General features: G+C 70.7%; 19 protein-coding genes. 6 read left to right on the top strand and 13 right to left on the bottom strand.

Annotated elements, in window-relative coordinates; genetic code table 11:
* Window positions 1-55 precede the first annotated feature (55 nt).
* From CP977_RS29740 to CP977_RS29720, 5 genes are all read right to left on the bottom strand, one after another.
* On the bottom strand, window positions 56-2,608 hold the full coding sequence (locus CP977_RS29740) for an alpha-L-arabinofuranosidase C-terminal domain-containing protein (protein ID WP_229991461.1): 2,553 nt from the start codon (window positions 2,606-2,608) through the stop codon (window positions 56-58).
* 180 nt (window positions 2,609-2,788) lie between these two features.
* The gene (gene araD, locus CP977_RS29735) at window positions 2,789-3,502 is read right to left on the bottom strand and encodes an L-ribulose-5-phosphate 4-epimerase AraD (RefSeq protein WP_062750570.1); all 714 of its coding nucleotides are present in this window, start codon (window positions 3,500-3,502) and stop codon (window positions 2,789-2,791) included.
* A gap of 35 nt (window positions 3,503-3,537) precedes the next feature.
* Window positions 3,538-5,046, bottom strand: coding sequence for an L-arabinose isomerase (gene araA, locus CP977_RS29730; RefSeq protein ID WP_062750572.1), 1,509 nt, complete (start codon window positions 5,044-5,046; stop codon window positions 3,538-3,540).
* Between the two features lie 68 nt (window positions 5,047-5,114).
* Window positions 5,115-6,821 (bottom strand): ribulokinase, encoded by a 1,707-nt coding sequence (gene araB, locus CP977_RS29725; RefSeq protein WP_062750574.1) that lies wholly within the window; start codon window positions 6,819-6,821, stop codon window positions 5,115-5,117.
* A 319-nt stretch (window positions 6,822-7,140) separates the two neighbouring features.
* Window positions 7,141-8,187, bottom strand: coding sequence for a LacI family DNA-binding transcriptional regulator (locus CP977_RS29720; protein WP_062750576.1), 1,047 nt, complete (start codon window positions 8,185-8,187; stop codon window positions 7,141-7,143).
* Window positions 8,188-8,411: 224 nt separating this feature from the next.
* On the opposite strand from CP977_RS29720, the gene chvE reads away from it, so the two are divergent.
* The 3 genes from chvE (at window position 8,412) to mmsB (ending at window position 12,405) form a co-directional block, all read left to right on the top strand.
* Window positions 8,412-9,521: a multiple monosaccharide ABC transporter substrate-binding protein gene (gene chvE, locus CP977_RS29715; RefSeq protein ID WP_062750578.1), complete on the top strand. Its 1,110-nt coding sequence runs from the start codon at window positions 8,412-8,414 to the stop codon at window positions 9,519-9,521.
* A gap of 68 nt (window positions 9,522-9,589) precedes the next feature.
* Window positions 9,590-11,161 carry a multiple monosaccharide ABC transporter ATP-binding protein gene (gene mmsA, locus CP977_RS29710; RefSeq protein ID WP_062756726.1) on the top strand — a complete coding sequence of 524 codons (1,572 nt, stop codon included), beginning with the start codon at window positions 9,590-9,592 and terminating at the stop codon, window positions 11,159-11,161.
* Window positions 11,158-12,405 (top strand): multiple monosaccharide ABC transporter permease, encoded by a 1,248-nt coding sequence (gene mmsB / locus CP977_RS29705; protein ID WP_062750580.1) that lies wholly within the window; start codon window positions 11,158-11,160, stop codon window positions 12,403-12,405. The genes mmsA and mmsB overlap by 4 nt, the downstream gene beginning before the upstream one ends.
* A 75-nt stretch (window positions 12,406-12,480) precedes the next feature.
* On the opposite strand, the gene CP977_RS29700 is transcribed toward mmsB, so the two are convergent.
* From CP977_RS29700 to CP977_RS29680, 5 genes are all read right to left on the bottom strand, one after another.
* Window positions 12,481-13,560 carry an aldose epimerase family protein gene (locus CP977_RS29700; protein WP_152371103.1) on the bottom strand — a complete coding sequence of 360 codons (1,080 nt, stop codon included), beginning with the start codon at window positions 13,558-13,560 and terminating at the stop codon, window positions 12,481-12,483.
* A 126-nt stretch (window positions 13,561-13,686) separates the two neighbouring features.
* A complete protein-coding gene (gene yjfF / locus CP977_RS29695; RefSeq protein WP_109184506.1) occupies window positions 13,687-14,694 on the bottom strand; it encodes a galactofuranose ABC transporter, permease protein YjfF in 1,008 nt (335 codons plus the stop codon).
* Entirely contained in the window at window positions 14,691-15,806 is a 1,116-nt protein-coding gene (locus CP977_RS29690) for an ABC transporter permease (protein WP_062750586.1), read from the bottom strand. Before CP977_RS29690 ends, yjfF begins: the two co-directional genes overlap by 4 nt.
* Window positions 15,803-17,365: a sugar ABC transporter ATP-binding protein gene (locus CP977_RS29685; RefSeq protein WP_062750588.1), complete on the bottom strand. Its 1,563-nt coding sequence runs from the start codon at window positions 17,363-17,365 to the stop codon at window positions 15,803-15,805. Before CP977_RS29685 ends, CP977_RS29690 begins: the two co-directional genes overlap by 4 nt.
* 66 nt (window positions 17,366-17,431) lie before the next feature.
* Complete coding sequence (locus tag CP977_RS29680; protein WP_062750591.1) at window positions 17,432-18,424, bottom strand: ABC transporter substrate-binding protein; 993 nt, start codon at window positions 18,422-18,424, stop codon at window positions 17,432-17,434.
* A gap of 876 nt (window positions 18,425-19,300) precedes the next feature.
* On the opposite strand from CP977_RS29680, the gene CP977_RS34250 reads away from it, so the two are divergent.
* The gene (locus CP977_RS34250) at window positions 19,301-19,456 is read left to right on the top strand and encodes a DUF6131 family protein (protein WP_167308964.1); all 156 of its coding nucleotides are present in this window, start codon (window positions 19,301-19,303) and stop codon (window positions 19,454-19,456) included.
* Between the two features lie 432 nt (window positions 19,457-19,888).
* Here CP977_RS34250 and CP977_RS29675 read toward each other — a convergent pair whose 3' ends face one another.
* Genes CP977_RS29675 through CP977_RS29665 form a run of 3 tightly spaced genes read right to left on the bottom strand, consistent with a single transcriptional unit; the run spans window position 19,889 to window position 21,591 of the window.
* Window positions 19,889-20,314, bottom strand: coding sequence for a secondary thiamine-phosphate synthase enzyme YjbQ (locus CP977_RS29675; RefSeq protein WP_152371102.1), 426 nt, complete (start codon window positions 20,312-20,314; stop codon window positions 19,889-19,891).
* 57 nt (window positions 20,315-20,371) lie between these two features.
* The gene (locus CP977_RS29670) at window positions 20,372-21,058 is read right to left on the bottom strand and encodes a hypothetical protein (RefSeq protein ID WP_062750595.1); all 687 of its coding nucleotides are present in this window, start codon (window positions 21,056-21,058) and stop codon (window positions 20,372-20,374) included.
* Entirely contained in the window at window positions 21,058-21,591 is a 534-nt protein-coding gene (locus CP977_RS29665; protein ID WP_109184959.1) for a SigE family RNA polymerase sigma factor, read from the bottom strand. The genes CP977_RS29670 and CP977_RS29665 overlap by 1 nt, the downstream gene beginning before the upstream one ends.
* A 628-nt stretch (window positions 21,592-22,219) precedes the next feature.
* Between CP977_RS29665 and CP977_RS29660 the strand changes: the two genes are divergently transcribed.
* Entirely contained in the window at window positions 22,220-23,659 is a 1,440-nt protein-coding gene (locus CP977_RS29660) for a cellulase family glycosylhydrolase (protein ID WP_152371101.1), read from the top strand.
* 103 nt (window positions 23,660-23,762) lie between these two features.
* Window positions 23,763-25,484 carry a glycoside hydrolase family 6 protein gene (locus CP977_RS29655; RefSeq protein ID WP_152371100.1) on the top strand — a complete coding sequence of 574 codons (1,722 nt, stop codon included), beginning with the start codon at window positions 23,763-23,765 and terminating at the stop codon, window positions 25,482-25,484.
* The last annotated feature ends 76 nt before the right edge of the window (window positions 25,485-25,560 follow it).

The following is a 25,560-nucleotide window of genomic DNA, read 5'->3' as shown; positions in this document are numbered from 1 at the left end:
CGGTCGTCCTGTCCGGCCGGAGCGCTGCAGCCGGTGAGCCCGTCTGCGGCCGGGCCTACCTGGCCTTGATCCGCAAGAAGGTGACCGAGTGGGCGGGGAAGGTGTACGTGAAGGTCCGTCCTATGCCTTCCAGCGTCGACCTACGCGGCTGGATCGGATGGGCGTCGGCGGTGTTCACCGCGTCCGGTGCGCCTTCCAGGGTCGTCAGCCGGGCGGTCGAGGCCACCCGGGTGGTGCCGAGGTCGATGCTCGTACGGGCCGCGGCGGCCTGGGCGTTGACGACCTTGACGACCAGGTCGTCCTTGTCCCTGGTCACCACCTGGCGGAACGGTTCGGCGGTCCTGTCGTCGGTGAAGGAGCCCCACTTCTGCCCGTCGAGGTAGAGGGTGACCTGTCGGCCCCGTACCTGGACGTGAACGTCGTAGGCGCGCCCCGTCTCGATGGTGGTGGGGTTCTCCAGCAGGGTCTGCTTGCCCCCGTCGGCGGTCTTCTCGACGGCGGAGCGGGTGTTGCCCCAGCCTCCGAGGTTCCACCAGTAGTGGTTGCCCGTGTCACGTACGCCGAAGGCGACCAGGAAGCCTTCCTTGCCGGACTTCTTCGTGGCCCTGACCTTGAGGTCGTAGTCCCGCCAGTGCGTGTCACCGGCTGTGACCAGGGTGTTCTCGGCAGCCTCGTCGGACTGGACGTACGCTCCGCCCTCGACGGCCCAGGTGCCGCGCCCGGTCGCCGGTGTCCACCGGGCGGCGCCGGCGGCGAAGTCGTCCCTCAACAGGGTGGAGCCGTTCGCGGCGGTGACCTCGACGTCGTCGTAGGCGGCGCTGGTGGCCCATGTCGACAGGCCGACCGCGCCGGTGATGGGACCGGAGACGGCGGGGGTGGCGGAAGCGCGGCTCGGCACGACCCGGTCACCGGTGTTGTTCATGAACAGCTTCTGGACCTCGTAGCTGGCCGAACCCCAGGACCGGTCGTTGTCGAACCAGATCATGTCCGGTCGCCACTGGTTCTGGTGCACGTCGGCCAGCAGCGGGGCGTACGAGGCGAGCTTGACGACATCGGCGTTGCGCTCGAGACCGGTCATGAACGCGGCCTCGGACAGGGCGTTGGAGAAGCGGTTGTCGCGGGAGGCGTACTCGCCGAGGAAGACCTTGGGACCCGTGCGGTCGTAGGAGTCGTAGCGGTCGTTGTTCTCCAGGAACCACTGCGGGGCCTCGTAGTAGTGCTCGTCGACCAGGTCGACGCCCGCCCGCCGGTTGAGGTCCCACAGGCGGTCGAAGGTGGCGCCGCCGGAGGCGGGGCCGGAGTTGGAGACGATCGTGATCTCGGGGTACCTGGCCTCGATGGCCTTGCGGAACTCCGTGAAGCGGGCGAAGAAGGCGTCGGGCAGGTTCTCCTCGTTGCCCACGCCCAGATGGGTCAGGCCGAAGGGCTTCGGGTGCCCCATCTCGGCCCTCTTGCGGCCCCAGGTGGAGGTGACCGGACCGTTGGCGAACTCGATCAGGTCCAGGGTGTCCTGGATGTGGCGCTTGAGCAGGGCCGGGTCGTCGGTCGCCCGGTTCTGTCCGCAGCCGGTGACGAGCGCGGGCACGACGGGCAGGGGCATCGCGCCGATGTCCTCGGCGAACTGGAAGTACTCGTGGTAGCCGAGGCCGTAGCTCTGGTGGTAGCCCCAGAAGTTGGCGTTGACGGCCCGCTGCTCGACCGGACCGATCGTGTCCTTCCACTGGTAGGAGCGGCGGCGCTCCCAGTCGGGCGCCTCGTAGGCGTGGTGGCTGCCGGTGTTGACCAGGCAGCCCCCGGGGAAGCGGAGGAAGCCGGGGTCCAGTGCCGCGATCTTCCGGGCGAGGTCCTTGCGCAGTCCGTTCTTGCGGCCCTTGTAGGTGTCGCGGGGGAAGAGCGAGACCATGTCGAGGCGCAGGGTTCCGGAGTCCGCGGCCGTCACCGAGAGCCGCCCGGTGGTGGTGGTCACCTCGGAGACGAGCGTGGCGGTGTACTTGGTCCATCGGTCGCCGCGCACGGTGATGTCCACCGGCGCGGACAGGACGCCGCCGTCGGCGGTGCGCAGTTCGGTGGTGAGGCGTGTGCCGGTCGGGTTGTCCGTGCGCGCCCAGACGGAGAAGTCGTAGCGTGCGCCGTCCTTGAGGGACATGCCCGCGCCGTAGCCGCTGTTGGTGATGCCGAAGCGGCCGGCGCCGCCACCCGTGCCCGCGAGGTTCAGACGCAGGTGGTTGCGGTTGCGCTCGTTCAGTCGCTGATCGTCGTCGACGACCTGGAGGGTGCCGGTGGCGCCGCCGGACGCGGTGTGCTGCCAGGAGGTCAGCGGGGTGTAGGAGCGGTTGTCGACGGGGCCGTACTCGAAGGAGCGGTTCTGGACGAGCTCCGCGTAGAGGCCGCCGTCGGCGGCGTTGTTGATGTCTTCGAAGAAGACGCCGTACATGGTGGGGTCGATCGCCGGCCCCGTGCGGTCGGCGTCGACGGAGAGGGTGTAGTCCGTCACGGCGGCGTCCGCCGCCGCCGGGGCCTGTGTGAGGAAACCTGCTGCCAGCGATGTGGCGAGCAGGCCGCTGACGATGACACCGGGTCTTCTCGTGCTGCGGTCGCGTGTGCGCAAGGCGGCTCTCCCTGAGATGGACGGTTCTGGGCGTCGTGCTCTCGGTGCGCTGTGCGGTACGGGTGGGGCTCTGGCGCTCGTCGGCATCCGGACTCCCGTCGCCCGGGTGTGTGCGTTCGCCTCCCCGGGACCTTCACGGCGCGGCGCGCCGACGGGTGCGCCGCGGCCGCGTCGGGGCGCTCACACGGTTCGGGGATTGCCGTAGTAGGCGCCCGGCCCGTGCTTGCGCGTGAAGTGGCGGTCCAGCAGGTGTTGCGGGGGCTCGACCGCCCCCAGGGCGATGGTGTGGAGGGCCATCTCGGCCACCGCCTCGCAGATGACGGCGTGCTCCAGGGACTTGGTGGCGTCGGCGCCCCAGGTGAAGGGACCGTGGTGGGCGACCAGGGCGCCGGGGACCTCGCCCGCCCGGGTGTCGTCGCGGTCCAGGAGGTCCACGATGACCTGGCCGGTGTTGTACTCGTAGTCCGTGGCGCACTGCCGCGGTGTGAGGGCTTCGGTGACGGGGACGGGCCCGTTGAAGGTGTCGGCGTGCGTGGTGCCGAGCACCGGTATGGGTCGGCGGGCCTGTGCGAAGGCGACGGCGTGGGTGGAGTGCGTGTGGGTCACGCCTCCGATGGAGGGGAAGGCGAGATAGAGGCTGCGGTGCGTCTCCGTGTCGGTGGACGGACGCAGGTGCCCCTCGACGACCTTCCCGTCGGACAGGGAGACGACGACGAGGTCCTCCTCGCTCAGCGCGTCGTAGGCCACGCCCGAGGGCTTGATGACGAAGACTCCGGCTTGTCGGTCCACCCCGCTCACATTGCCCCAGGTGAGGGTGGCCAGGCCGGCCCGGGGGATACGGAGGTTGGCCTCCAGTACCTCTCGTCGCAGGTCCCTGGAAACGGCGGTGCTCACGGAGGGCTCCGTCCTGGTGGGAGTGGCGGGGGCGCTCACAGGCTCTGCGCCAGACGGTGGTAGGCCTGGTTCCAGCGCAGCTCGCGTGTGAAGCGCCGGATGGTGGTGTCCCGGTCGATGACGGCGAGTTCGGTACGCAGCATCTCGGCGAGGTCTTCGAGCTCCTCGCCTCCGAGCGCGGTGGTCAGGACGGTGTGGTGCGGGGCTCCGGCCGTCAGCCAGGCCTCGGTGGAGGTGCGGAGGTCGGGGCGGGGACGCCAGACGGCCCGGGCGACGGGGAGCCGGGGCAGCGGCTCGGGCGGGGCGACGACGTCGATGTGGTTGGCGACGAGGCGGAACCTGTCGCCCATGTCGGCGAGGCCGACGACGACGGCCGGACCGGGATCCGCGTCGAAGACGAGCCGGACCGGGTCCTCGCGTCCGCCGATCCCGAGCGCGTGGATCTCGCAGCTGGGCGTGGCCGTCGTGAGGGAGGGGCAGACCTCGAGCATGTGGGCGCCGAGGATGAGTTCCCGGCCCGGCGTGAGGTCGTAGGTGTAGTCCTCCATGAAGGAGGTGCCGCCGGGCAGGCCGTGGGCCGTCGCCTTCAGCGCACGCAGCAGGACGGAGGTCTTCCAGTCTCCTTCGCCGCCGAAGCCGTAGCCGTCCGCCATCAGGCGCTGCACGGCGAGGCCGGGCAGCTGGCGCAGGCCGCCGAGGTCCTCGAAGTTGGTGGTGAAGGCCCGGAAGTCGCCTTCCGTGAGGAAGGCGCGCAGGCCGGCTTCGACGCGGGCGGCGTAGCGCAGGGAAGCGTGGCGCTCGCCGCCGGGCCGCAGCTCGGGCGCGAGGGCGTAGAGGTCCTGGTACTCCTTGACGAGCGCGGTGACGGTGTCCTCGTCGGCGGCGTCGACCGCGGCGACGAGGTCGTTGACGCCGTAGGTGTTGACCGAGACCCCGAACCGCAGCTGCGCCTCGACCTTGTCGCCCTCGGTGACGGCGACGTCGCGCATGTTGTCGCCGAACCTGGCGAGTTTGAGGGTGGTGAGTTCTGAGCGGCCGACGGCGGCGCGGGCCCAGCCGGCGATGCGGTCGACGACGTCGGGGGTCGAGACGTGGCCGGCCACGGTCTTGCGCGGGATGCCGAGACGGGTCTGGACGAAGCCGAACTCGCGGTCGCCGTGGGCGGCCTGGTTCAGGTTCATGAAGTCCATGTCGATGGTGGACCAGGGGAGCTCACGGTTGGCCTGGGTGTGCAGGTGCAGCAGGGGCTTGCTCAGCGCGTCGAGGCCGGCGATCCACATCTTGGCGGGTGAGAAGGTGTGCATCCAGGCGATCAGGCCGATGCAGCGGTCGTCGGCGTTGGCCTCGAGACAGACCGCGCGGATGGCGGCCGCGTCGGTGAGCACCGGCTTCCAGACGAGGCGGACGGTCATCTGCGGCCGGTCGGCCAGGGTTTCGCAGATGACGCGTGACTGTTCGGCGACCTGGACCAGGGTCTCGTCGCCGTAGAGGGCCTGGCTGCCGGTGAGAAACCAGATCTCGCGGTCGGGCTGGGCGAGCGTCATGTCGGGTGTGCTCCTCGGAGGTGCTGGGGTGGAGAGGTCGGACCGGTAGGGCCGGGGAGGCCGCCCGGTCATCCGCCGGTCGCGGTGCGCGCGGCGTTGCGGATCCGCCGCAGGCGGTGCAGGAGGAGGTCCGCGCCGGTGCCGAAGTGGTCGTGCAGGGCGCGGTACTCCCGGAACAGCGCGTCGTAGGCGTCCGCCCGCGCGGGGTCGGGCACGTACGCGTGGCGCCGGACGCCGCCCATGGCGGCGGCGGCGGAGCGGACGTCGGGATGGGCACCCGCGGCGACGGCGGCGTGGATGGCCGAGCCGAGGGCGGGCCCCTGTTCGGAAGTGCCCAGGGAGACGGGACGGCGGAGCACGTCGGCGTGGATCTGCATGAGCAGGGCGTTCTTCTTCAGGCCTCCGGTGACGATGAACTCCTCGACGGGGACCCCGCCGTCCTCGAAGGCCTCGACGATCGTCCGGGTGCCGTAGGCCGTGGATTCGAGCAGGGCCCGGTAGACGTCCTCGGGACGGGTGTCGAGGGTGAGGCCGGCGACGACTCCGGAGAGGTGGTGGTCGACCAGGGTGGAACGGTTGCCGTTCATCCAGTCCAGGGCGACCAGGCCGTGCGCGCCGACCGGCTGGTCGGCGGCCTTGCGGGTCAGGAGCTGGTGCAGGTCCTCGCCGGCCGCGGCGGCCTCGGTGCGGTAGTGGTCCGGGACCCCCTGGCGGAGCCACCAGGCGAAGATGTCGCCGACCGCGCTCTGGCCCGCCTCATAGCCGTAGGCGCCGTCGACGATGCCGCCGTCGACGACTCCGCAGATGCCGGGGACCTCGGCGAGGGAGGCGCCGTTGAGGACGTGGCAGGTGGAGGTTCCCATGATGGCGAGCATCCGGCCGTTCTCCACGGCGCCCGCCGCGGGCGCGGCGACGTGGGCGTCGACGTTGCCGGCGGCGACGGCGATGCCCTCGGGGAGGCCGGTCCAGTGCGCGGCCCGGCCGCTCAGTCCGCCGACGCGGGAGCCCAGGGGTGAGAGCGGGTGTTCCAGTCGCGTGGCCGGGAAGTCGGCGAAGCCCGGGTGGAGCCGGGCCAGGAAGTCGGGCGAGGGGTAGGCGCCGTCCTGATGGATGCCCTTGTAGCCGGCGGTGCAGGTGTTGCGCGACTCGGTGCCGGTCAGCTGCCAGACGATCCAGTCGGCCGCCTCGATCCAGCGGGCGCAGGCGGCGTAGACGGCGGGATCCTCTTCCAGGACCTGCAGGGCCTTGGCGTACTGCCACTCGGCGGAGATCCTGCCTCCGTACCGTGCGATCCACTTCTCGCTCCGGGCGTGTGCGAGGGCGTTGATGCGGTCGGCCTGGTCCTGGGCCGCGTGGTGCTTCCACAGCTTGGGCCAGGCGTGCGGGCGGGCGGCCCACTCGGGTGTCAGGGCCAGCGGGGTGCCGTCCGGCGTGGTCGGCAGGACCGTGCAGGCGGTGAAGTCGGTGGCGATGCCGATGACGCGGGTGGGACGGATCCCGGCTTCGGCGAGCGCAGCCGGGACGGCGGTGCGGAGGACGTCGAGCCAGTCCTCGGGGTGCTGCAGGGCCCAGTCGGGGGGCAGGGGGGCGCCGGTGGAGGGGAGGTGGTCCTCGACGACCGCGTGGCGGTACTCGTGGACCGCCGAACCGAGTTCGGCGCCGTCCCGGACCCTGACCACGACGGCGCGCCCGGAGAGGGTGCCGAAGTCGACTCCGATCGTGCAGGCCTCGGGGTGGTGGAGATCCGAGGAACCGGGAAGGGCGTGTGTGGTCACGATGCGGTCTCTCTCGTCATGGGCAGGGGCAGAGAAGCACTCCCGCAGATTGTTAACGCTCACAATTGAGTTCGACAAGGGCTGCGTGCGCTTCTGTCTGACATTCGAAAGGGGACGGAACCACTGGAGTGAGCGCTCACTCACGGATCGGGGCGGACCGTCACGCCACATCCGATGCGGTCGGCGCGGGATGACCGGGGCGGGATCCGCCCGGCAGGAGACGGCGGGAACATCGGGTCGGGCGACCGGACCCGACCGGCGGAGCGGGCACCCCCCGCCACGGGGGCGGGGAAGCCGACGCCGGGAGCCGCCGGTCGCGTCAGGCTTCGCCCGCGGGACGCGTGCTCGCGCGCATGATGAGCTGCGGTTCCACCAGGAGGTGCTCGGGCCCGTCGGCGCGCCCCTCGATGTGGTCCACCAGGAGTCTGATGCTCCGGCGCCCGATGGCGGCGAAGTCCTGGCGGACCGTCGTCAGCGGCGGAGGGAAGTACTCGGCTTCGGGAATGTCGTCGAAGCCGGCGACGGCCACCTGCGAGGGAGTGCGGATGCCGGCCTCGCGCAGTGCCCGCAGGACGCCGAGCGCCATCTGGTCGTTGGCCACGAAGACGGCGGTGACCGGCGTCGCCCCGCGACGGGCCAGGGCGAGCCCCGCGAGCTCCTGTCCCGCCCTGTATCCGGACAGCGGGCTCCAGTCGCCCTTCAGTACGCGTGGAGGCCGGATGCCGCTCTCCTCCAGGACGGCACGCCATCCCGCGGTGCGGGCCTCGCTCTCCAGCCAGTCCTCGGGTCCCGACACGTGCCAGACGGTGCCGTGCCCGGCGGCGAGCAGGTGCTCCGTGACCATCCGGGCGCCGAGCTCCTGGTCGAGGGAGACCCCGGGCAGGTCGAGCCGATGGCCGCCCTCCACCGTGACGACGGGGAAGGGCGCGTCGAGCTCCGCGAGCGCCCGCACGTGCGATCGCTGCGGGGTGATGGCGACCACTCCCTCGACGCCCCAGGACGCGAGGTGGTCGATGGCGTCCTTGAGCCCCTGCCCTCCTCCGGTGCGGAGGTTGACGGTCGAGACGAGGTAACCCTCCTCCCTGGCCGCCTCCTGCAGGCCGGTCATGGTGCTGGCCGGTCCGTAGAGGGTGGTGTTGACGGCGATGACGCCCAGCGTCCTGGTGCGGCGCGTCACCAGCGCGCGTGCGGCGGAGTTGCGCCGGTAGCCCAGCCGCTCGATGGCCAGGGTGACCTGCTCCCGGGTGGCCGCGCGCACGTTGGGGTGATCGCTGAGGACCCGGGAGACGGTCTGGTGGGACACGCCCGCCTCTCGCGCGACGTCGGCCATCGTCGGCGGGCGAACGTCTTCCGCGGGATGCGCCACGTCTGCCTCCCTTCTCCCTGCTTACGGCTGGGTATCAATGCGAGAAAAAGCCTAGCGCCTCTTGTACCACGCTGTTGTGAGCGCTAACAATCTAGGTCGGCCGGGCTCCTCGACCCCGGCCTCGGAGTCGGGACGGCGTCGTCCGGCAGTACGTGGCCTCGTACTGCCGTCGAGGCCGTTCCGGACAGAGCCGCCCTCGACGACGGGATTGCCGGGTAACGCCCATGAAGAAGTTCCGATCCGCATCCGCCCTCCTGGCCCTGACCACCGGTTGTGCCCTGCTCCTGACCGCTTGCGGGCAGGACAGCGAAGGGGGGAGCCGGGAATCGAAGGACAAGAAGGACCTGACCATCGGCATCGCCATGCCCACCAAGTCCTCCGAAAGGTGGATCGCCGACGGTCGGAACATGACCGCGAGCCTGAAGAAGGCCGGTTTCTCCACGACCCTGCAGTACGGGGAGGACGACCCCGACCAGCAGGTCGCCCAGATCGAGAACATGATCACCCAGGGCGTCGACGCCCTGGTCGTGGCCGCCATCAACGGCGAGGCCCTGTCCAACGTCCTGCAGCAGGCGGCGGACGCCCGCATCCCGGTGATCTCCTACGACCGGCTCATCCTGGGCTCCCCGCACGTCGACTACTACGCCTCCTTCGACAACGAGAAGGTCGGCGAGCTCCAGGCCACGTACATCGTCGAGAAGCTGGGGCTGAAGACGGGTTCGAAGAAGGGCCCCTTCAACGTCGAACTGTTCGCCGGCTCCAACGACGACAACAACACCAAGTACTTCTTCAACGGCGCCATGAAGGTGCTGAAGCCCTACCTCGACAAGAGGCAGTTGGTCGTACGCTCCGGCCAGACCCGGCTCAACCAGGTCACCACCCTGCGCTGGGACGGAGGGACGGCACAGAAGCGCATGGACGACCTGCTGACCTCCGCCTACTCCACGGCCCGGGTCGACGCCGTGCTCTCCCCCTACGACGGCATCTCCATCGGCATCCTGTCCGCCCTGAGGTCCGACGACTACGGAAGCGCCACCAAGCCCCTTCCGATCGTCACCGGTCAGGACGCGGAGGTCGCCTCCGTGAAGTCGATCATCGCGGGCCAGCAGACGCAGACCGTCTACAAGGACACGCGTGCCCTCGCGCAGGTCGCCGCGGACATGGTGGCCGCCGTCCTCGACGGCAAGAAGCCCGAGACCAACGACGAGACCACCTACGACAACGGCAGGAAGGTGGTTCCGGCCTTCCTGCTAGACCCGGTGAGCGTCGACGAGTCGAACTACCGGAAGGTCCTGGTCGACTCCGGCTACATCGACGCCGGGGAACTGCGGTGAACCCCGCCGTGCCCCACTCCCCCGAGGTTCCCTTCTCCGCCTCGTCCCCGGCCGGCCCCGTCCTCGAGATGCGGTCCATCGTCAAGGCCTTCCCCGGGGTCAGGGCACTGTCGGAGGTGACCCTCTCCGTGGAGCGCGGCGAGGTGCACGCCCTGTGCGGAGAGAACGGTGCCGGCAAGTCGACGCTCATGAAGGTCCTGTCCGGTGTCCACCCGCACGGGACCTACGAGGGCGAGATCCTCTTCGACGGCGAGCCGTGCCGCTTCAAGGACATCCGGGCCAGCGAACAGCGCGGCATCGTCATCATCCACCAGGAGCTCGCGCTGGTTCCCCACCTGTCGATCGCCGAGAACGTCTTCCTCGGCAACGAGCCGTCCCGGCGGGGGGTCATCGACTGGCGCGAAGTGCTGCGCCGTGCCTCCGAGCTGCTCCAGCGCGTCGGTCTTGACGAGCATCCCGGGACCCGGGTCGCCGACATCGGTGTCGGCAAGCAGCAACTCGTGGAGATCGCGAAGGCACTGGCGAAGAACGTCCGCCTGCTGATCCTCGACGAGCCCACCGCGGCACTCAACGACGAGGACAGCGCGAAGCTGCTGCGACTGATGCGGGAGCTGAAGAGCCAGGGCATCACGTCGATCATCATCTCGCACAAGCTGAACGAGATCGCGCGGATCGCCGACTCCGTCACCATCCTGCGCGACGGGCGCTCCATCGAGACCCTGGACGTCAGGGACCCGGCCACCACCGAGGAACGCATCATCCGCGGCATGGTGGGACGGGACCTCGACAGCCGGTTCCCCGAGCGAACGCCCTACGCGGGTGCGGTCGGCACCGAGCCGGTCCTGGAGATCCGGGACTGGACCGTGCGCCATCCGCTCGACCGCGGCCGCAAGGTCGTCGACGGGGTCTCGCTCCGGGTCCGCCGCGGGGAGATCGTCGGTGTCGCGGGACTCATGGGTGCCGGCCGGACCGAACTCGCGATGAGCGTCTTCGGTCGTTCCTACGGCCACTACGAGCAGGGCACCGTGTTCAAGAACGGCCGCGAAGTACGGACACGCACGGTTCCCGAGGCGGTCGCCCACGGGATCGCGTACGTCACCGAGGACCGCAAGCGCTACGGCCTCGACCTCGGGGACTCCGTGAGCCGGAACATCTCGCTCGCCTCCCTCGGCTCCCTCGCCCGGCGCGGCGTCGTCGACGGTCACGAGGAACGCAAGGTGGCCGAACGGTACCGGCGGACCATGAACATCAAGGCTCCGAACGTCCTCGAGCCGGTCGGCCGCCTCTCCGGCGGCAACCAGCAGAAGGTCGTTCTCAGCAAGTGGATCCTCGCCGGCCCGGACGTCCTGATCCTCGACGAGCCCACGCGCGGGGTCGACGTCGGAGCCAAGTTCGAGATCTACACCGTGATCGACCGGCTCGCCGCCGAGGGGAAGGCGATCCTCCTCATCTCCTCCGAGCTGCCCGAACTGCTCGGCATGTGCGACCGCGTCTACACCATGGCCGCCGGGCGGCTGACCGGCGAGGTCACCCGTGAGAACGCCACCCAGGAAGTGCTGATGCGGCACATGACCCGGGACGCTCCCGCACCACCGGCGGCCGCCACGGACGCCGCCCCCAGCGAAGGACGACAGGCATGAGCACCGACGTCAGCACGAACACGACCGTTCCCCCGCACCCGGGCGGCGAGAAGGCCCCGTCCCCGGGGACCCCGGTGGTCCGGGTGCTCCTGGACGGCGTCCGGCGCAACATGCGCCAGTACGGGATGCTCTTCGCGCTCGGCCTGATCGTGCTCCTGTTCCAGGTCTGGACCGGCGGCGACCTCCTGCTGCCGCGCAACGTCTCCAACCTGGTGCTGCAGAACAGCTACATCCTCATCCTGGCCATCGGCATGATGATCGTCATCATCTCCGGGCACATCGACCTGTCGGTGGGTTCCCTGATGGCCCTGGTGGGCGGCGTCGGGGCGGTGCTCATGGTCGAGCACCACCTGTCCTGGCCCGTCGCGGTGTTGCTCACCCTGCTGCTGGGAGCCGTCGCCGGCGCGCTCCAGGGCTTCTTCATCGCGTACGTCGGCATACCGTCGTTCATCGTGACCCTCGCCGGCATGCTGCTGTTCCGCGGACTGACGGAGATCTTCCTCAAGGGGCAGACGCTCGGCCCGTTCCCGGACGGGCTGCAGAAGGTCGCCAACGGCTTCCTGCCCGAGGTGGGGCCGGAGACCAACTACCACAACATCACCCTGCTCCTGGGCCTGGGACTGGCCGCCTACGTGGTGTTCCAGGAAGTACGGGACCGTCGGCGCCGGCGCGAGTTCGCCCTGGAGCCGCTCCCCACGGGCCTGTTCGCGCTGAAGGTGACGGCGCTGGTCTCCGCGGTCCTGGTCACGACCCTGCTTCTCGCCAGCTACAAGGGCGCGCCAGTGGTGCTCCTGGTCCTGGCCGTGCTGCTGGTCGGTTTCGGGTACGTGATGCGCAACGCGGTGATCGGACGCCACGTGTACGCGATCGGGGGGAACCTGTCCGCCGCGAAGCTGTCCGGGGTCAAGGACAGGAAGGTGACCTTCGCGGTGTTCCTCAACATGGGGATGCTCGCGGCGCTCGCCGGGCTCGTCTTCGCGGCGCGCTTCAACGCCGCCTCGCCGAAGGCCGGTGTGAACTTCGAACTGGAGGCCATCGCCGCCGCCTTCATCGGCGGGGCGTCGATGAGCGGTGGAGTGGGCACCGTGCTGGGAGCCATCATCGGCGGTCTGGTCCTCGGCGTGCTCAACAACGGCATGAACCTGGTCGGGGTGGGGACCGACTGGCAGCAGGTGATCAAGGGGCTCGTACTGCTGGCGGCGGTCGGGTTCGACGTGTGGAACAAGCGGAGGGCGGGTGCCTGACCCCGCTCCGGACACGACTGCGCCCGCCGGCGAGGAGTCGGCGGGCGCAGTCGTGTCGGTGTCTTCTCGTCGCGGTCAGCCGAGAGTGGTGAACCGCAGGACCGTCTTCGAGCGGTACTCCTCCCCGGGACGCAGCACCGGGGAGGGGTCGGCGGGGCGGTTCGGGGAGTCGGGGAAGTGCTGGGTCTCCAGCGCGATGCCGGCACCCGCCCGGTAGCGTGTGCCGCTCTTGCCGATGACGGTTCCGTCGAACTGCCCCGCGGTGTAGACCTGGAGCCCCGGCTCGGTGGTCAGCACCTCCATGGACCGGCCCGTGGCCGGCGCGTGGAGGACGGCGCAACGCCGCGGTGTGTCGCCGTCGTGCGGACGCAGGACGAAGTTGTGGTCGTAGCCACCGGTCTGTGCGAGCTGACGGTCGGGGCGGGCGAGCGCCTCGGCGATCCTGGTCGGCCGGCGGAGGTCGAACGCGCCGCCGTGGACCGGGCGGTGGTCGCCCCGGGGGATGAGGTCCTCGTCGACCGGCGTGTAATGGGTCGCGTCGACGGCGAGTTCGTGGTCGAGGACGTCACCGGCTCCCTCGCCCTCGAGGTTGAAGTAGGCGTGGTTGGTCAGGTTGACCGGAGTGGCAGCGTCGGTCACCGCCGCGTAGGAGAGGACCAGTTCGTCGTTCCGGCCGATGAGACAGCTGAGGGTGACGTCCAGGTTCCCCGGGAACCCCTGGTCGCCGTCGGGGCTGTGCAGGTGCAGGAGCACGCCGGTGCGCTCGGGGGTGTGCACGGCCTCGGCTTCCCAGATCCGGGCGTCGAACCCCTCGGCCCCGCCGTGCAGGCAGTGGCCGTCGTCCTGCGTGGTGAGCCGGTACGGCCTGCCGTCCAGGGTGAACCGGCCGTGTGCGATGCGGTTGGCGTAGCGGCCGACCGTGGCGCCGAAGTACCGGGCGGTGGTGGACGTCCGGGCCGGGTCGCGGGGGGCGAGCACGACGTCGGCCGGGGTGCCGTGCCGGTCCGGCACCCACAGGCCGTGGAGGCGGGCACCGCGGGTGTGCAGCTCCGCCGTGAGGCCGCCGGGAAAGCCGAAGGTCCATCGTTGCCCGGCCTCCGCGTCGGGTCGGCAGATCGGCGGGCCTCCTGCGAAGGGGGGTGGGGACGGCTGCATGGACATTCCTCGTTCGACGTGGGACAAGGCCGGCGAGGGGGCAGGGTCGGACCCCGCCCCCTCGACCGGGGAAGTGGTGCTCGGGCCCCCGGCGTGAGGTTCTTGACGCCGGGGGCGGTGAGGGGGCTACTGAGCCTGGCGGGATCCGCCGAAGAGGCGCTGGAGAAGGATGAACACGAACAACAGGCCACCGATGACGATGCGGGTCCACCACGAACTGAGCGTGCCCTGGAAGCTGATGACGGTCTGGATCAGTCCGAGGACCGTCACTCCCAGCGCGGTTCCCAGCACGAAGCCGGACCCCCCGGTCAGCAGCGTTCCTCCGATGACGACGGCCGCGATGGCGTCGAGTTCCATGCCGACGGCGTGCAGGGCGTAGCCGGACAGCATGTAGAAGGTCAGCAGGAGGCCGCCCAGGGCGGAGCACAGACCGCTCACGGCGTACACCGCGACCTTGGTGCGCCCCACGGGGAGGCCCATGAGGCGGGCCGAGGACTCGTTGCCGCCCAGGGCGTGGACGGTACGGCCGAAACGGGTGTGGTGCAGGACGACGAAGGCCAGGGCGAGCACGCCCAGGGCGATGATCACGGCTGGTGAGACGAACAGGCCTCCGGGCAGGAGGACCCGTGTCTGGGCGATCCGCGTGGTCGTCGGGTCGGTGAGGGAGATCGACTCGGTGCTGATCATGTAGCAGAGGCCACGGGCGAGGAACATTCCCGCGAGGGTGACGATGAAGGGCTGGATCTCGAAGGCGTGGATCACCCAGCCCATCACCGCACCGCCCCCGGTGCCCACCAGCAGCACCAACGGAACGGCCAGGGCGAGCGGAAGGCCGTTCTGCTCGACGAGCCAGGCCGTCAGCATGGTCGACAGGGCGACCATGGAGCCGACGGACAGGTCGATGCCGCCGGTGAGGATGACGAACGTCATGCCGATCGCCACGACGAGCAGGAACCCGTTGTCGATCAGGATGTTGAGAAGGACCTGCGCGGAGAAGAAGCCTTCGTACTGCAGGGAACCGATCGAGAACATCGCGACCAGCAGGGTGGCCGTCACCATGAGCGGCAGACGGGTGGAGTGCCGCGCCGAGAAGCGGTGGATCGGCTTGGTGAGGGAGGTGAGAGTGGTGCTCACGGGTGGGCCTCCTGCTTGCGGACTCCCTCGCCACCGGCCGGGGAGGCCGTGGTCGGGACGGCGGGTCCGCGGCGGCGTGAGAATCTCGCGCGGAACGCGGACGACTGGACGAGACACACGACGATGACGACCAGGGCCTTGAAGACGAGAGTGGTCTCCGGCGGCACGCCGAGGGTGTAGATCGTGGTCGAGAGGGTCTGGATGATCAGCGCGCCCAGGACCGTACCGCCCAGGGAGAAGCGGCCGCCCGTCAGGGCGGTGCCGCCGATGACCACGGCGAGGATCGCGTCGAGTTCGATCCACAGGCCGGCGTTGTTGCCGTCGGCGCTGGACACGTTGGAGCTGATCATCAGGCCGGCGACCGCGGCGCACACGGCGCTGACGACGTACACCGTGACGAGGAGGCCGGACGCCCGGATGCCGACAAGCCGGCTCGCGACCGGATTGCCGCCCACCGATTCGATGAGCATGCCGAGCGCGGTCCGCCGGGTGACGAGGGAGGTGGCGGCGACGAGGGCCGCGGCGAGCAGGACGGAGAAGGGCAGGGTGAGCCAGTAGCCGCCGCCGATCATCTTGTAGGCGCTGCTGGAGACGCTGATGATCTGGCCGTCGGTGATCAGTTGGGCCACGCCGCGTCCGGCGACCATGAGAACCAGCGTGGCGACGATGGGCTGGACGCCGAGGCGGGCGACGAGGAAGCCGTTGAGGAGGCCGATCGCGGCGGCCACGCCGACCGCCAGCGCGATCGCCGTCGTCAGCGTGGACAGGCTTCCGGGGTTCTCGGCGGTGGCGATGTGCTCGCACGCGAGGGCGCCGGAGATGGCGACCGTCGAGCCGACCGAGAGGTCGATGCCCCGGGTGGCGATGACGAGCGTCATGCCGAGGGAGACCAGGATCAGCGGGGCGCCGAACTGGAGGATGTCGATCAGGCTGCCGTACAGGTGTCCGTTCTGGACGCGGACGGCGAAGAAATCGTGGGTGAGCGCGACGTTCCCCAGCAGCAGGGCGGCCAGCACGGCGGCGGGCCAGAACAGGCGGTGCTCGGTGAGCCGCCGGGCGCCGCGCGCCCGGGCCGGACGCCCCCCGGCACCGGTGTCGTCAGGTGGTGTCATGAGGTGGCTCCGGTGGCGATGGCGCCCAGGATCCGGTCGGGCGTCAGAGAAGGGTCGTTGCGGAGGGTGGCGACGAGCCGGCGGTCGCGCAGGACGCCCACACGGTGGCTCAGCCGCAGTACCTCCTCGATCTCTGCGGAGATGAAGAGGACCGCCGCGCCTTCGGAGGCCAGGCGGGTGACCAGTTTCTGGATCTCCGTCTTGGCACCGATGTCGATGCCCCGGGTGGGTTCGTCCAGGATCAGCAGTTCGGGGGCGGTGAGCAGCCACCGGGCGAGCAGCACCTTCTGCTGGTTGCCTCCGCTGAGGTTGCGGACCTGGGCCTCGGGGTCGGCCGGGCGGATGTCGAGGGCCTCGGTCCACCGGGCGGCGATCTCGTCCTGCCGGGCGCGGGAGAGGGGTCTGGTCCAACCGCGGGCGGCCTGGAGGGCGAGCACGATGTTCTCGCGGACGGTGAGTTCGCCGATCAGGCCCTCCGCCTTGCGGTTCTCCGAGCAGAAGGCGATCTTGTGGGCGATCGCGGTGCGCGGCGAGCGCAGGGCGGCGCGTTCGCCGTGGATCCGCAGTTCGCCGCCGTCGGCGTGGTCGGCTCCGAAGAGCAGCCGGGCGGCCTCGGTCCGTCCGGATCCGAGGAGTCCGGCCAGGCCGATGACCTCGCCGCGGTGGATGTCCAGGTCGTACGGCTGGACGGAGCCGGTCCGGGTGAGCCCGCGGGCGCTGAGGAAGGGGGTTTCCGCGGAGCCCGAGGCGGCGGTGGTACCGGTGTGGGACGTCTCGGCCAGTTCGTCCAGGGTGCTCAGTTCGCTGCCGACCATGTGGTGGACCAGGGTGGCGGGAGTCAGCTCGTCGATCCGGTATTCGCCTTCGAGACGTCCGTTGCGCAGGACGGTCACCCGGTCGCACAGGTCGAAGACCTGGTCGAGGAAGTGGGTGACGAAGAGGATCGCGACACCCCGGTCCCGAAGCCGGCGCACCAGGGCGAACAGCTGGGCGACTTCGTCGCGGTCGAGGCTGGAGGTGGGTTCGTCGAGGACGAGGACCTTCGCCCTGACGTCCACGGCCCGTACGATCGCGACGAGTTGCTGGACGGCGAGGGAGTGCGCGCTCAGCGGCAGGCGGACGTCGAGGTCGAGTTCCAGTTCGGTGATGAGCCGCGCCGCGCGCGCGTGGAGGGCCGACCAGTGGACCAGTCCCAGGCGCCGGGGCTCACGACCGATGAGGATGTTCTCGGCGACCGAGAGGTTGGGGCACAGGTTCACCTCCTGGTAGACCGTGCTGATTCCGGCGTGCTGCGCTTCCAGCGGTTCGACGAATCGCCGGGGGCCGCCGTCGACGGAGATGGTTCCCGCGTCGGGCGGGTGGACCCCTGTGAGCACCTTGATGAGGGTGGACTTGCCGGCGCCGTTCTCGCCCATCAACGCGTGGACCTCGCCCGGGAAGAGGCGCAGGTCCACGCCGTCGAGGGCGAGGACTCCGGGGAAGGCCTTGCGGATGCCGCGTGCCTCCAGGACCGGTCGGTCGGTACGGGTGTGTGCGCGGGGGGTGGGTGGGGCTGCCATCCGCCCTCCTCTCCTGAGGGGGCCGGGGCGGCACTGAGGCCGGCCCCGGTCGGTGCGGGCGTCGGGTCAGTACTGGCGGCCGGGCAGGGCGGCTGCGGCCTGGTCCTGGGTGAAGACACCCTCCTCGACCTCGACCCGTCGAGGCACGCTCTCCCCCGCCGCGACCTTCTTGGCGAGCTCCATCAGCTGGTCGCCGAGGAGCGGGTTGCACTCGACCACCACGTTGATCTTCTTCTCCCGCATGGCGACGAAGGCGTCCTTGATGCCGTCGACGGAGATCACCTTGATGTCGGTGCCCGGCTTCTTCCCCGCCTCCTCGATGGCCTGGATGGCGCCCAGGGCCATGTCGTCGTTGTGGGCGTAGAGGACGTCGATGTCCTTGTGGGACTTGAGGAAGGCCTGCATGACCTCCTTGCCCTTGGCGCGGGTGAAGTCGCCGGTCTGGGAGGCGACCACCTTGAACTTGGGGTCGCCCTCGACGACCGCGGCGAAGCCGGCCTTGCGATCGTTGGCGGGCGCGGAGCCGGTGGTGCCCTGGAGTTCGACGACGTTGACCGGTTCGGAGGTGCCCTCGTACTCCTTCACGAGCCACTTGCCGGCCTCCTCCCCCTCCTTGACGAAGTCGGACCCGAGGAAGGTCCGGTAGAGGGAGGTGTCCTGCGAGTCGACCGCGCGGTCGGTGAGGATGACCGGGATGCCGGCGTTCCTGGCCTCCTTCAGGACGGTGTCCCAGCCGGACTCCACCACCGGGGAGAAGGCGATGACATCGACCTTCTGCTGGATGAACGTGCGGATCGCCTTGATCTGGTTCTCCTGCTTCTGCTGCGCGTCGGAGAACTTCAGCGTGAAACCGGCCTTCTCGGCCGCCTCGCGTATGGACTTGGTGTTGGCGGTACGCCAACCGCTCTCGGCCCCCACCTGCGCGAACCCGAGGACCAGCTTTCCGCCGGAGGAGCCCTTCCCGGTGCTGCCGTTGTTCACGGGTTCGGTGGTGCAGGCGGTCAACAGGCCGCCGACCAGGGCAGTGGCAGCGAGGGTGCGGAGGGCTCTGTGGGCCATGTCGTGTTTCCTCTCGAAGGGCGCTTGCCATCGGGCGGAGGCCGTGAAGGCGATGAGCCCGGCGGGTGTGTGGGTGCGGTCGGGCCGGTTGCGGCGAACGAGACACGTGCAACGTCGGCCTCGACGACCAGTGGGTCGCCGAGTGCGACACATTGTGAGCGCTAACACAGACGTAACTCAAGAGTTCGCACCACCGTTACGCGTTCTTGATGAGGAGAAGCTCAATGGCGAAGTGGCTCGAAGCCCGGGAAAAGCCGTACTTCACGCCAGAAGCTCCCTCCCCCTTCCAGTCGGCAGGGAGCCCGGCCGGGGCGATCTCCCTCACCCCTGGGCTTCAGCCCGCAGATCGCACGTCGCTATTGACCCTTAAGCTTGTGAGCGCTAACAAACAGTGGAGACATGCTGCGCCCATGAGTCGGAGGAAACGTCACGACGTGTCGTCCCCGCCCCACGCCGTCCGCAGGGCCCGTGATCGAGCTGCGGGAGAACCGGGAGGAGAACCGGACCACCACACCGCACCCGAGGCCCACGCCGCCCCGCCGGGCCTCGTCCCGCATCCGGGTGGGCAGCTCGTCCTCGGCCTCGGCGGCCTCACCTCCTGTGACTCCACCGGCATCACTTTCTTGACCATCACCCGCAACCACGCCTCGGCCCCTCGCGCCTCCAGGACCGTCGGCCGGTGACGGCGACCCACTCGCGGGGCCCCGTGAGCGGAAGCCGTCGGTTTCCGCCGGACCGGCCGGGCGGAGCGGCACTCCGCCGAGCGCCCTGTCAGTGGATCCGCGCCCGACGACTCGTTGCCACCCGGTACGACAGGCTCTCGCCCCGAGGTGCGCCTAACCTGAGAGGGAGAAGCACGCGAGACCGGAGGCCATCATGATCGTTCTCGGGGTCGTCCTGCTCGTCATCGGGTTCGTGGCCGGCATTTCCGTCCTGTGGACCATTGGAATCATCCTGGTCGTCATCGGGGTCGTCCTGTGGGTCCTCGGGGCTGCCGGTCACGCGGTCGGCGGACGCCGTCACTACTGGTAGAACCACCGGCTCGGGCGCGGAAGCCGGCACCCCTGTGACGGTCCGCGCCCGGGCCGACCGTCGTCGCGGCCGCCCCAGCGGTGACGGTCGCGTCCCGGGACGGTCCGGCAACTCGATCCGGCTCCTCCGGTGCGCGTCTCGCCCACACGGCAACGGCGCCACGATCCACCGCGCCGCTGGTGCCCCCACCGGGCAGGCCGCGGCTCGGACGACGTCCTCACGCTCGTCCGTGACGGACCCGAAGGCCCGCCCGACACGATCGGGACGTCTGACCCCGCACCACGGCGCAGACCCACGTGGCCCACCCGGCTCACAGGGCCGCTGCCCGATCACGTCCGTGGCGGCGTCGCACGCCTTCCTCCCGTTCCGCCCGCGCGTAAGGGGAATCGGCGGCCACCCCCAGGGCCCCGTCGTCCCGGGCACTGCAGCGGCTCACTGACCGATGAAGCTCAAACGGACCTGCCGGTCGGGATTGTCCTTATTGGTGTCCACCAGACACACCGACTGCCAGGTGCCGAGCGCCAGTTCGCCGTCGAGCACGGGGAGGGTGGCGTGCGGGGGGACGAGGGCCGGGAGGACGTGGTCGCGGCCGTGGCCCCGGCTGCCGTGGCGGTGCTGCCAGCGTTCGTCGGCGGGGAGGAGGCGGTGGAGGGCCGACAGGAGGTCGTCGTCGCTGCCCGCTCCCGTTTCGATCAGGGCGATGCCCGTGGTCGCGTGGGGTGCGAAGACGTTGAGGAGGCCGTCCCGGCCCTGGGCCACCTCCGCCAGGAAGGCGGCGCACTCCCGGGTCAGGTCGTGGACCGTCTCCGACGATCCGGTGGTGACGTCCAGGGTGCGGGTCTCGAATCCGTGGCTCATGACCCCATGGTGGCCGACCCGGTGGCCCTCTCAAACTCTCCACGCGGGCGGCCCCGGTCACTTCGGCGGTGGCGTTCCGAAGCCGCCCCGCAGGGTGGTCAGGCCGCCGTCGGGGGCCGTCAGGGTGACGCGGTACGTGTCGGACGAGGCGTCCCGCACCCCTTCGGCGTGGTTGTACTGGGCCGCGAAGACGTGCGGGCCCGGCGGCAGCGTGCGGCCCTCCTTCAGGGTCCAGCGGTAGACCAGGGAGCCGGGCTCCTCGGTCACCGTCACCGTGAAGTCCCCGGCGGGGCGGGTGCGCCAGTGGCCGGTGCTCACGACGCCGGCGGTGCGGGCGATCCGCAGTTCGACGACGAGGCCCGTGACCGGCGATCCGGTGGTCACGCCGAGGTCGCTCTGCGCCCACCAGCGGTTGCTGCCGGGGTTGATCGTGCCGACCGCCCCGGCCGCCGGGCCGGGCGCGGGCAGAGCGGGGGCGGTGGCACTGGCGGCCGGGGCCGTCGCGCGGTCGGTCGGGGCCGTCGTCATCACTCCCGCCAGGCCCACCGCTCCCGCGACCGCCGCGGTCACCGCCGCGACCGCCGCCCAGCGGCGGCCGGCCCACCGGGTCGCGGGGCGCGACGGCCGGGCCTCCGGGGCGGGCGTGGCGAGGCCGCGTTCCACCCGGGCCAGGATGCGGGCGTGGTCGGGCCGGTGGGCGAGCGCCGCCTCGCGCAGCTCGTGGCGGAGCCGTGTGTCGTCCATCAGCGCCTTCCCGCGGTGAGTTCGGTCGCGGCCCGGTCGCCGAGCAGCCGCTGGAGTTCCGCCATGCCCTTGGCGGTCTGGCTCTTGACCGTACCGACCGAGACGCCGAGCGCCAGGGCGGTGTCGCGCTCGGAGAGGTCGAAGGCGTGCCGGAGGACGACGCAGGCGCGCTTGCGGAACGGCAGGGCGCGCAGCGCGGTCCGTACGTCGAGGACGGCGGGCACGTCCGGGCCGTCGGTGTGTTCGGGGCGCCGGTCCCAGAAGGCGGTGATCCTGCGCCGTTCGCGGACGGTGCTCCGGATCCGGGTGCGGACGAGGTTGGCGACGACGCCCCGGGCGTAGGCGGCGGGGTGGTCGGCGGCGCGGACCCGGTCCCAGCGGTGCCACAGGGCGAGCATGGCGTCGGCCGCCAGGTCGTCGGCGGCGTCCGTCTCGCCGGTCAACAGGTGTGCCAGGCGGGCGAGTTCGGCGTAGTGACGCTCGAAGAAGGCCCGGAACTCGGCCGCGGCGTCGTCGCCCTCGACCTCCTTCACGTCCACGGGCGTTCCCGGTGGGCGTGGAGAGGGATGACCACGTGCGCGCTCCTGGACGGTTCCCGATGTCACGGGCTGCCGCCCGACGCTTCGGGTGCCGACCCTAGGCGGCGGCACGACGGGCCGTCCAGGCGGGTCGGGGCGCACCGCGTCCATGGTCCGGGGCGATGGCGCGGGTGGGGGTGCGGCATGGGGCGGTTCTCCTCGCGGCTCGGAGAGGGAGGGAACGGTGCAGAGGGGGAAGCGCCGGTGTCGAGGGGAGGGGTTGTGCGCTCGGTGACAAGTCCTGAACCAGTGGGAGCGCTCCCACTGTGCAGTCGGGACGCAACGGCGTCAAGTCGCGCGAAGAGTCGAACGCAGTCGGCGAGGAATTTGCTCTGCCCCTCTTCTCCTCGGCCGCCGTCGGCGCTACGGTCTGCCGGACCCAGTGGGAGCGATTCCGTCCGGTCGGCACATCCTCGTGGTGTGCCCTCGCTGTGAGGACTCGCTCATGCGACACCTTGCGCATCCCGCACGCTCCTTACGCCCCGCACGTTCCGCGCACTTCCCGTACGGCTCACGCCTCTTACGTCCGTCCGCGCTGCTCGCAGGAGCGGCACTCACGACGGCGAGCACCGCTCTCGCCCTCATGGGTACGGCCTCCGGAGCCGCGGCCGCACCCGCCTGCACGGTGGAGTACGCGGTCGTCGGCCAGTGGGCCGGCGGTTACCAGGGCTCCGTCACCGTCACCAACGACGGCGCCGCGCTGAACGGGTGGAGCCTCGGCTTCTCCCTCCCGGCCGGCCAGGTCGTCGGCCAGGGCTGGGGCGGCAAGTGGTCCCAGTCCGGCGCCGACGTGACCGTGGTGAACGAGAGCTGGAACGGCTCCCTCGCCACGGGAGCGAAGGTCACGGGCGGCTTCGTCGCCTCCTGGTCGGGGACCAACACCACCCCCACCGCGTTCACCCTCGACGGCGTCCCCTGCGGCACGGGCACTCCCCCGGGCCCCACCCCGACCCCGACCCCCACACCCACCGGACCGACCTCTCCTCCCCCCGCCCCCGACCCCGTCTCCGGCGCACCCGAACTCGGCGTCCTGGGCAACAAGTTCGTCGACCAGAACGGCGCCGTCCGCCGACTCCTCGGCGTCAACCGCTCCGGCGGCGAGTTCATGTGCGTCCAGGGCCACGGCTTCTTCGACGGTCCCGTCGACGACGCCTCGATCGCGGCCATCGCCGGCTGGAAGGCCAACACGGTCCGCATCCCCCTCAACGAGGAGTGCTGGCTCGGCCTCGACAACATCGAGCCCGAGTACCGGGGCGCGCACTACGTCGCCGCCGTCGAGGAGCTGGTGGGCCGGGTCCTCGCCCACGGCATGACCCCGGTCGTCGAACTGCACTGGACCCACGGCCGGTACACGGGCGACTCGGCGGGCTGCTCCGACGTGCACGCCTCCTGCCAGAAGCCGATGCCCGGCGCGCGGTACACCCCGGCGTTCTGGACCTCGGTCGCGAACACCTTCAAGCACGACCGGCGGATCGTCTTCGACCTGTTCAACGAGCCCTATCCCGACCGGGCGACCCCCACCGCGGCGCAGGCCTGGTCCTGCTGGCGCGACGGCGGCACCTGCCCCGGCATCGGCTACGAGGTCGCCGGCATGCAGGACCTGGTGGACGCCGTCCGCGCCACGGGGGCGAAGAACCTCGTCCTCGTGCCGGGCATCGCGTACTCCAACGACCTGAGCCAGTGGCTCGCGCACGCCCCCACGGACCCGGCGGGCAATCTGGCCGCCGCCTGGCACGTCTACGACTTCAACTCCTGCTCCACCGAGACGTGCTGGAACGACACCCTCGCCCCCGTGGCCGCGCGAGTGCCCCTGCTCGCGGGCGAGATCGGTGAGAAAACCTGCGGACACGCGTTCGTCGACCGCGTCATGAAGTGGTTCGACGACCGCGGCCTGTCGTACCTGGGCTGGACCTGGAACACCTGGGACTGCGGTTCCGGGCCCGCCCTGATCAGCTCGTACGACGGCACTCCCACCGCGTTCGGCATCGGGCTGCGCGACCACCTGCGCGCCCTCGCCCCCTGATCGTCCCCTCCCTCCCGATCGCCGCTTCCCGGCGATCGTCCCTTCTCCCCCGATCACCCTCCCGGTGATCGTCCCTTCCCGTCCGAGAGGAATCCCCACCCGCATGAACCGCACCCGTCGCACCAGCCGCACCGCCCTCCTGGCGGCGCTCGGCCTCGTCACGGCCACCGGCGCCACCGCCACCGTCCTCGGCGCCGCCACCGCCGGCGCCGCCGCCCCCGGCTGCAAGGTCGACTACCGGATCACCAACCAGTGGAACACCGGCTTCGGCGCCGACGTGACCGTCACCAACACCGGCGACCCGGTGGCCTCCTGGACCGTCGAGTGGTCCTACGCCGGGAACCAGCAGGTCACCCAGGGCTGGAACGCCACGATCACCCAGTCCGGCACCGCCGTCACCGCCAAGAGCCTCTCCTACAACGGGACGCTGACCACCGGGGGTTCGGCCTCCTTCGGCTTCAACGGTTCCCACAGCGGTACGAACGCGGTGCCGGCGACCTTCAAGCTCAACGGGGTCACCTGCAACACGACCACCACTCCTCCCACGGACCCGCCCACCACCCCGCCCGCCGGTTCCAAGGCCGACAACCCCTACGCCGGCGCCAAGGTGTACGTGAACCCCGAGTGGTCCGCGAAGGCCGCCGCCGAGCCGGGCGGCACCAAGGTGGCGAACCAGCCCACCGGCGTCTGGCTCGACCGGATCGCCGCCATCAACGGCTCCGCGACCTCCATGGGCCTGCGCGCCCACCTGGACGAGGCCCTGAAGCAGAAGGGCTCCGGCGAGCTCGTCGTCCAGCTGGTCGTCTACAACCTGCCCGGCCGCGACTGCGCGGCGCTCGCCTCCAACGGCGAGCTGGGCCCGACCGAGATCGGCCGCTACAAGACCGAGTACATCGACCCGATCGCCGCGATCCTCGCCGACCCCAAGTACGCGGGCCTCCGGATCGTCACCACCGTCGAGATCGACTCGCTGCCCAACCTGGTCACCAACGTCAGCGGACGGCCGACCGCCACCGCCAACTGCGACGTCATGAAGGCCAACGGCAACTACGTCACCGGCGTCGGCTACGCCCTGCGGAAGCTGGGCTCGATCGCCAACGTCTACAACTACGTGGACGCCGGCCACCACGGCTGGCTGGGCTGGGACGACAACTTCGGCGCCTCCGCCGAACTGTTCAAGCAGGCCGCCACCGCCGAGGGCTCCACGGTCGCGAACGTGCACGGCTTCATCGTCAACACCGCCAACTACAGCGCCCTGAAGGAGGACCACTTCGGGATCGGCGACAGCGTGAACGGCGTCTCCGTGCGCCAGTCGAAGTGGGTCGACTGGAACCGGTACACCGACGAGCTGTCGTACGCCCAGGCCATGCGCGCCAAGCTGGTCTCGCTCGGCTTCGACGCCAACCTCGGCATGCTGATCGACACCTCCCGCAACGGCTGGGGCGGCGCCGCCCGGCCCACCGCCCCGGGCGCGACGACGAACGTCGACACGTATGTGAACGGCGGGCGCTACGACCGGCGCATCCACCTCGGCAACTGGTGCAACCAGGCCGGCGCGGGACTCGGCGAGCGGCCCCAGGCGGCGCCCGCCGCGGGCATCGACGCGTACGTCTGGATGAAGCCCCCGGGCGAGTCCGACGGCGCCAGCAAGGAGATCCCGAACGACGAGGGCAAGGGCTTCGACCGGATGTGCGACCCGACGTACACGGGCAACGCCCGCAACGGGAACAGCATGTCGGGCGCGCTGCCGGACGCCCCGGTCTCGGGCCACTGGTTCTCGGCCCAGTTCCAGGAACTCCTGAAGAACGCCCACCCGGCGCTGTGACGCCTGCGCCGCGGCGTCCACGCCGCGGCGCCCCGTACGAGGGCGGGGCCCGCGGTCCGGAATCCACCGGGCCGCG

Origin of the sequence: Streptomyces cinereoruber, assembly GCF_009299385.1 — a bacterium.
Lineage (GTDB): Bacteria > Actinomycetota > Actinomycetes > Streptomycetales > Streptomycetaceae > Streptomyces > Streptomyces bikiniensis.
The sequence above is the reverse complement of the archived record's forward strand: the minus strand, read 5'-3'. Positions and strand labels throughout refer to the sequence as shown.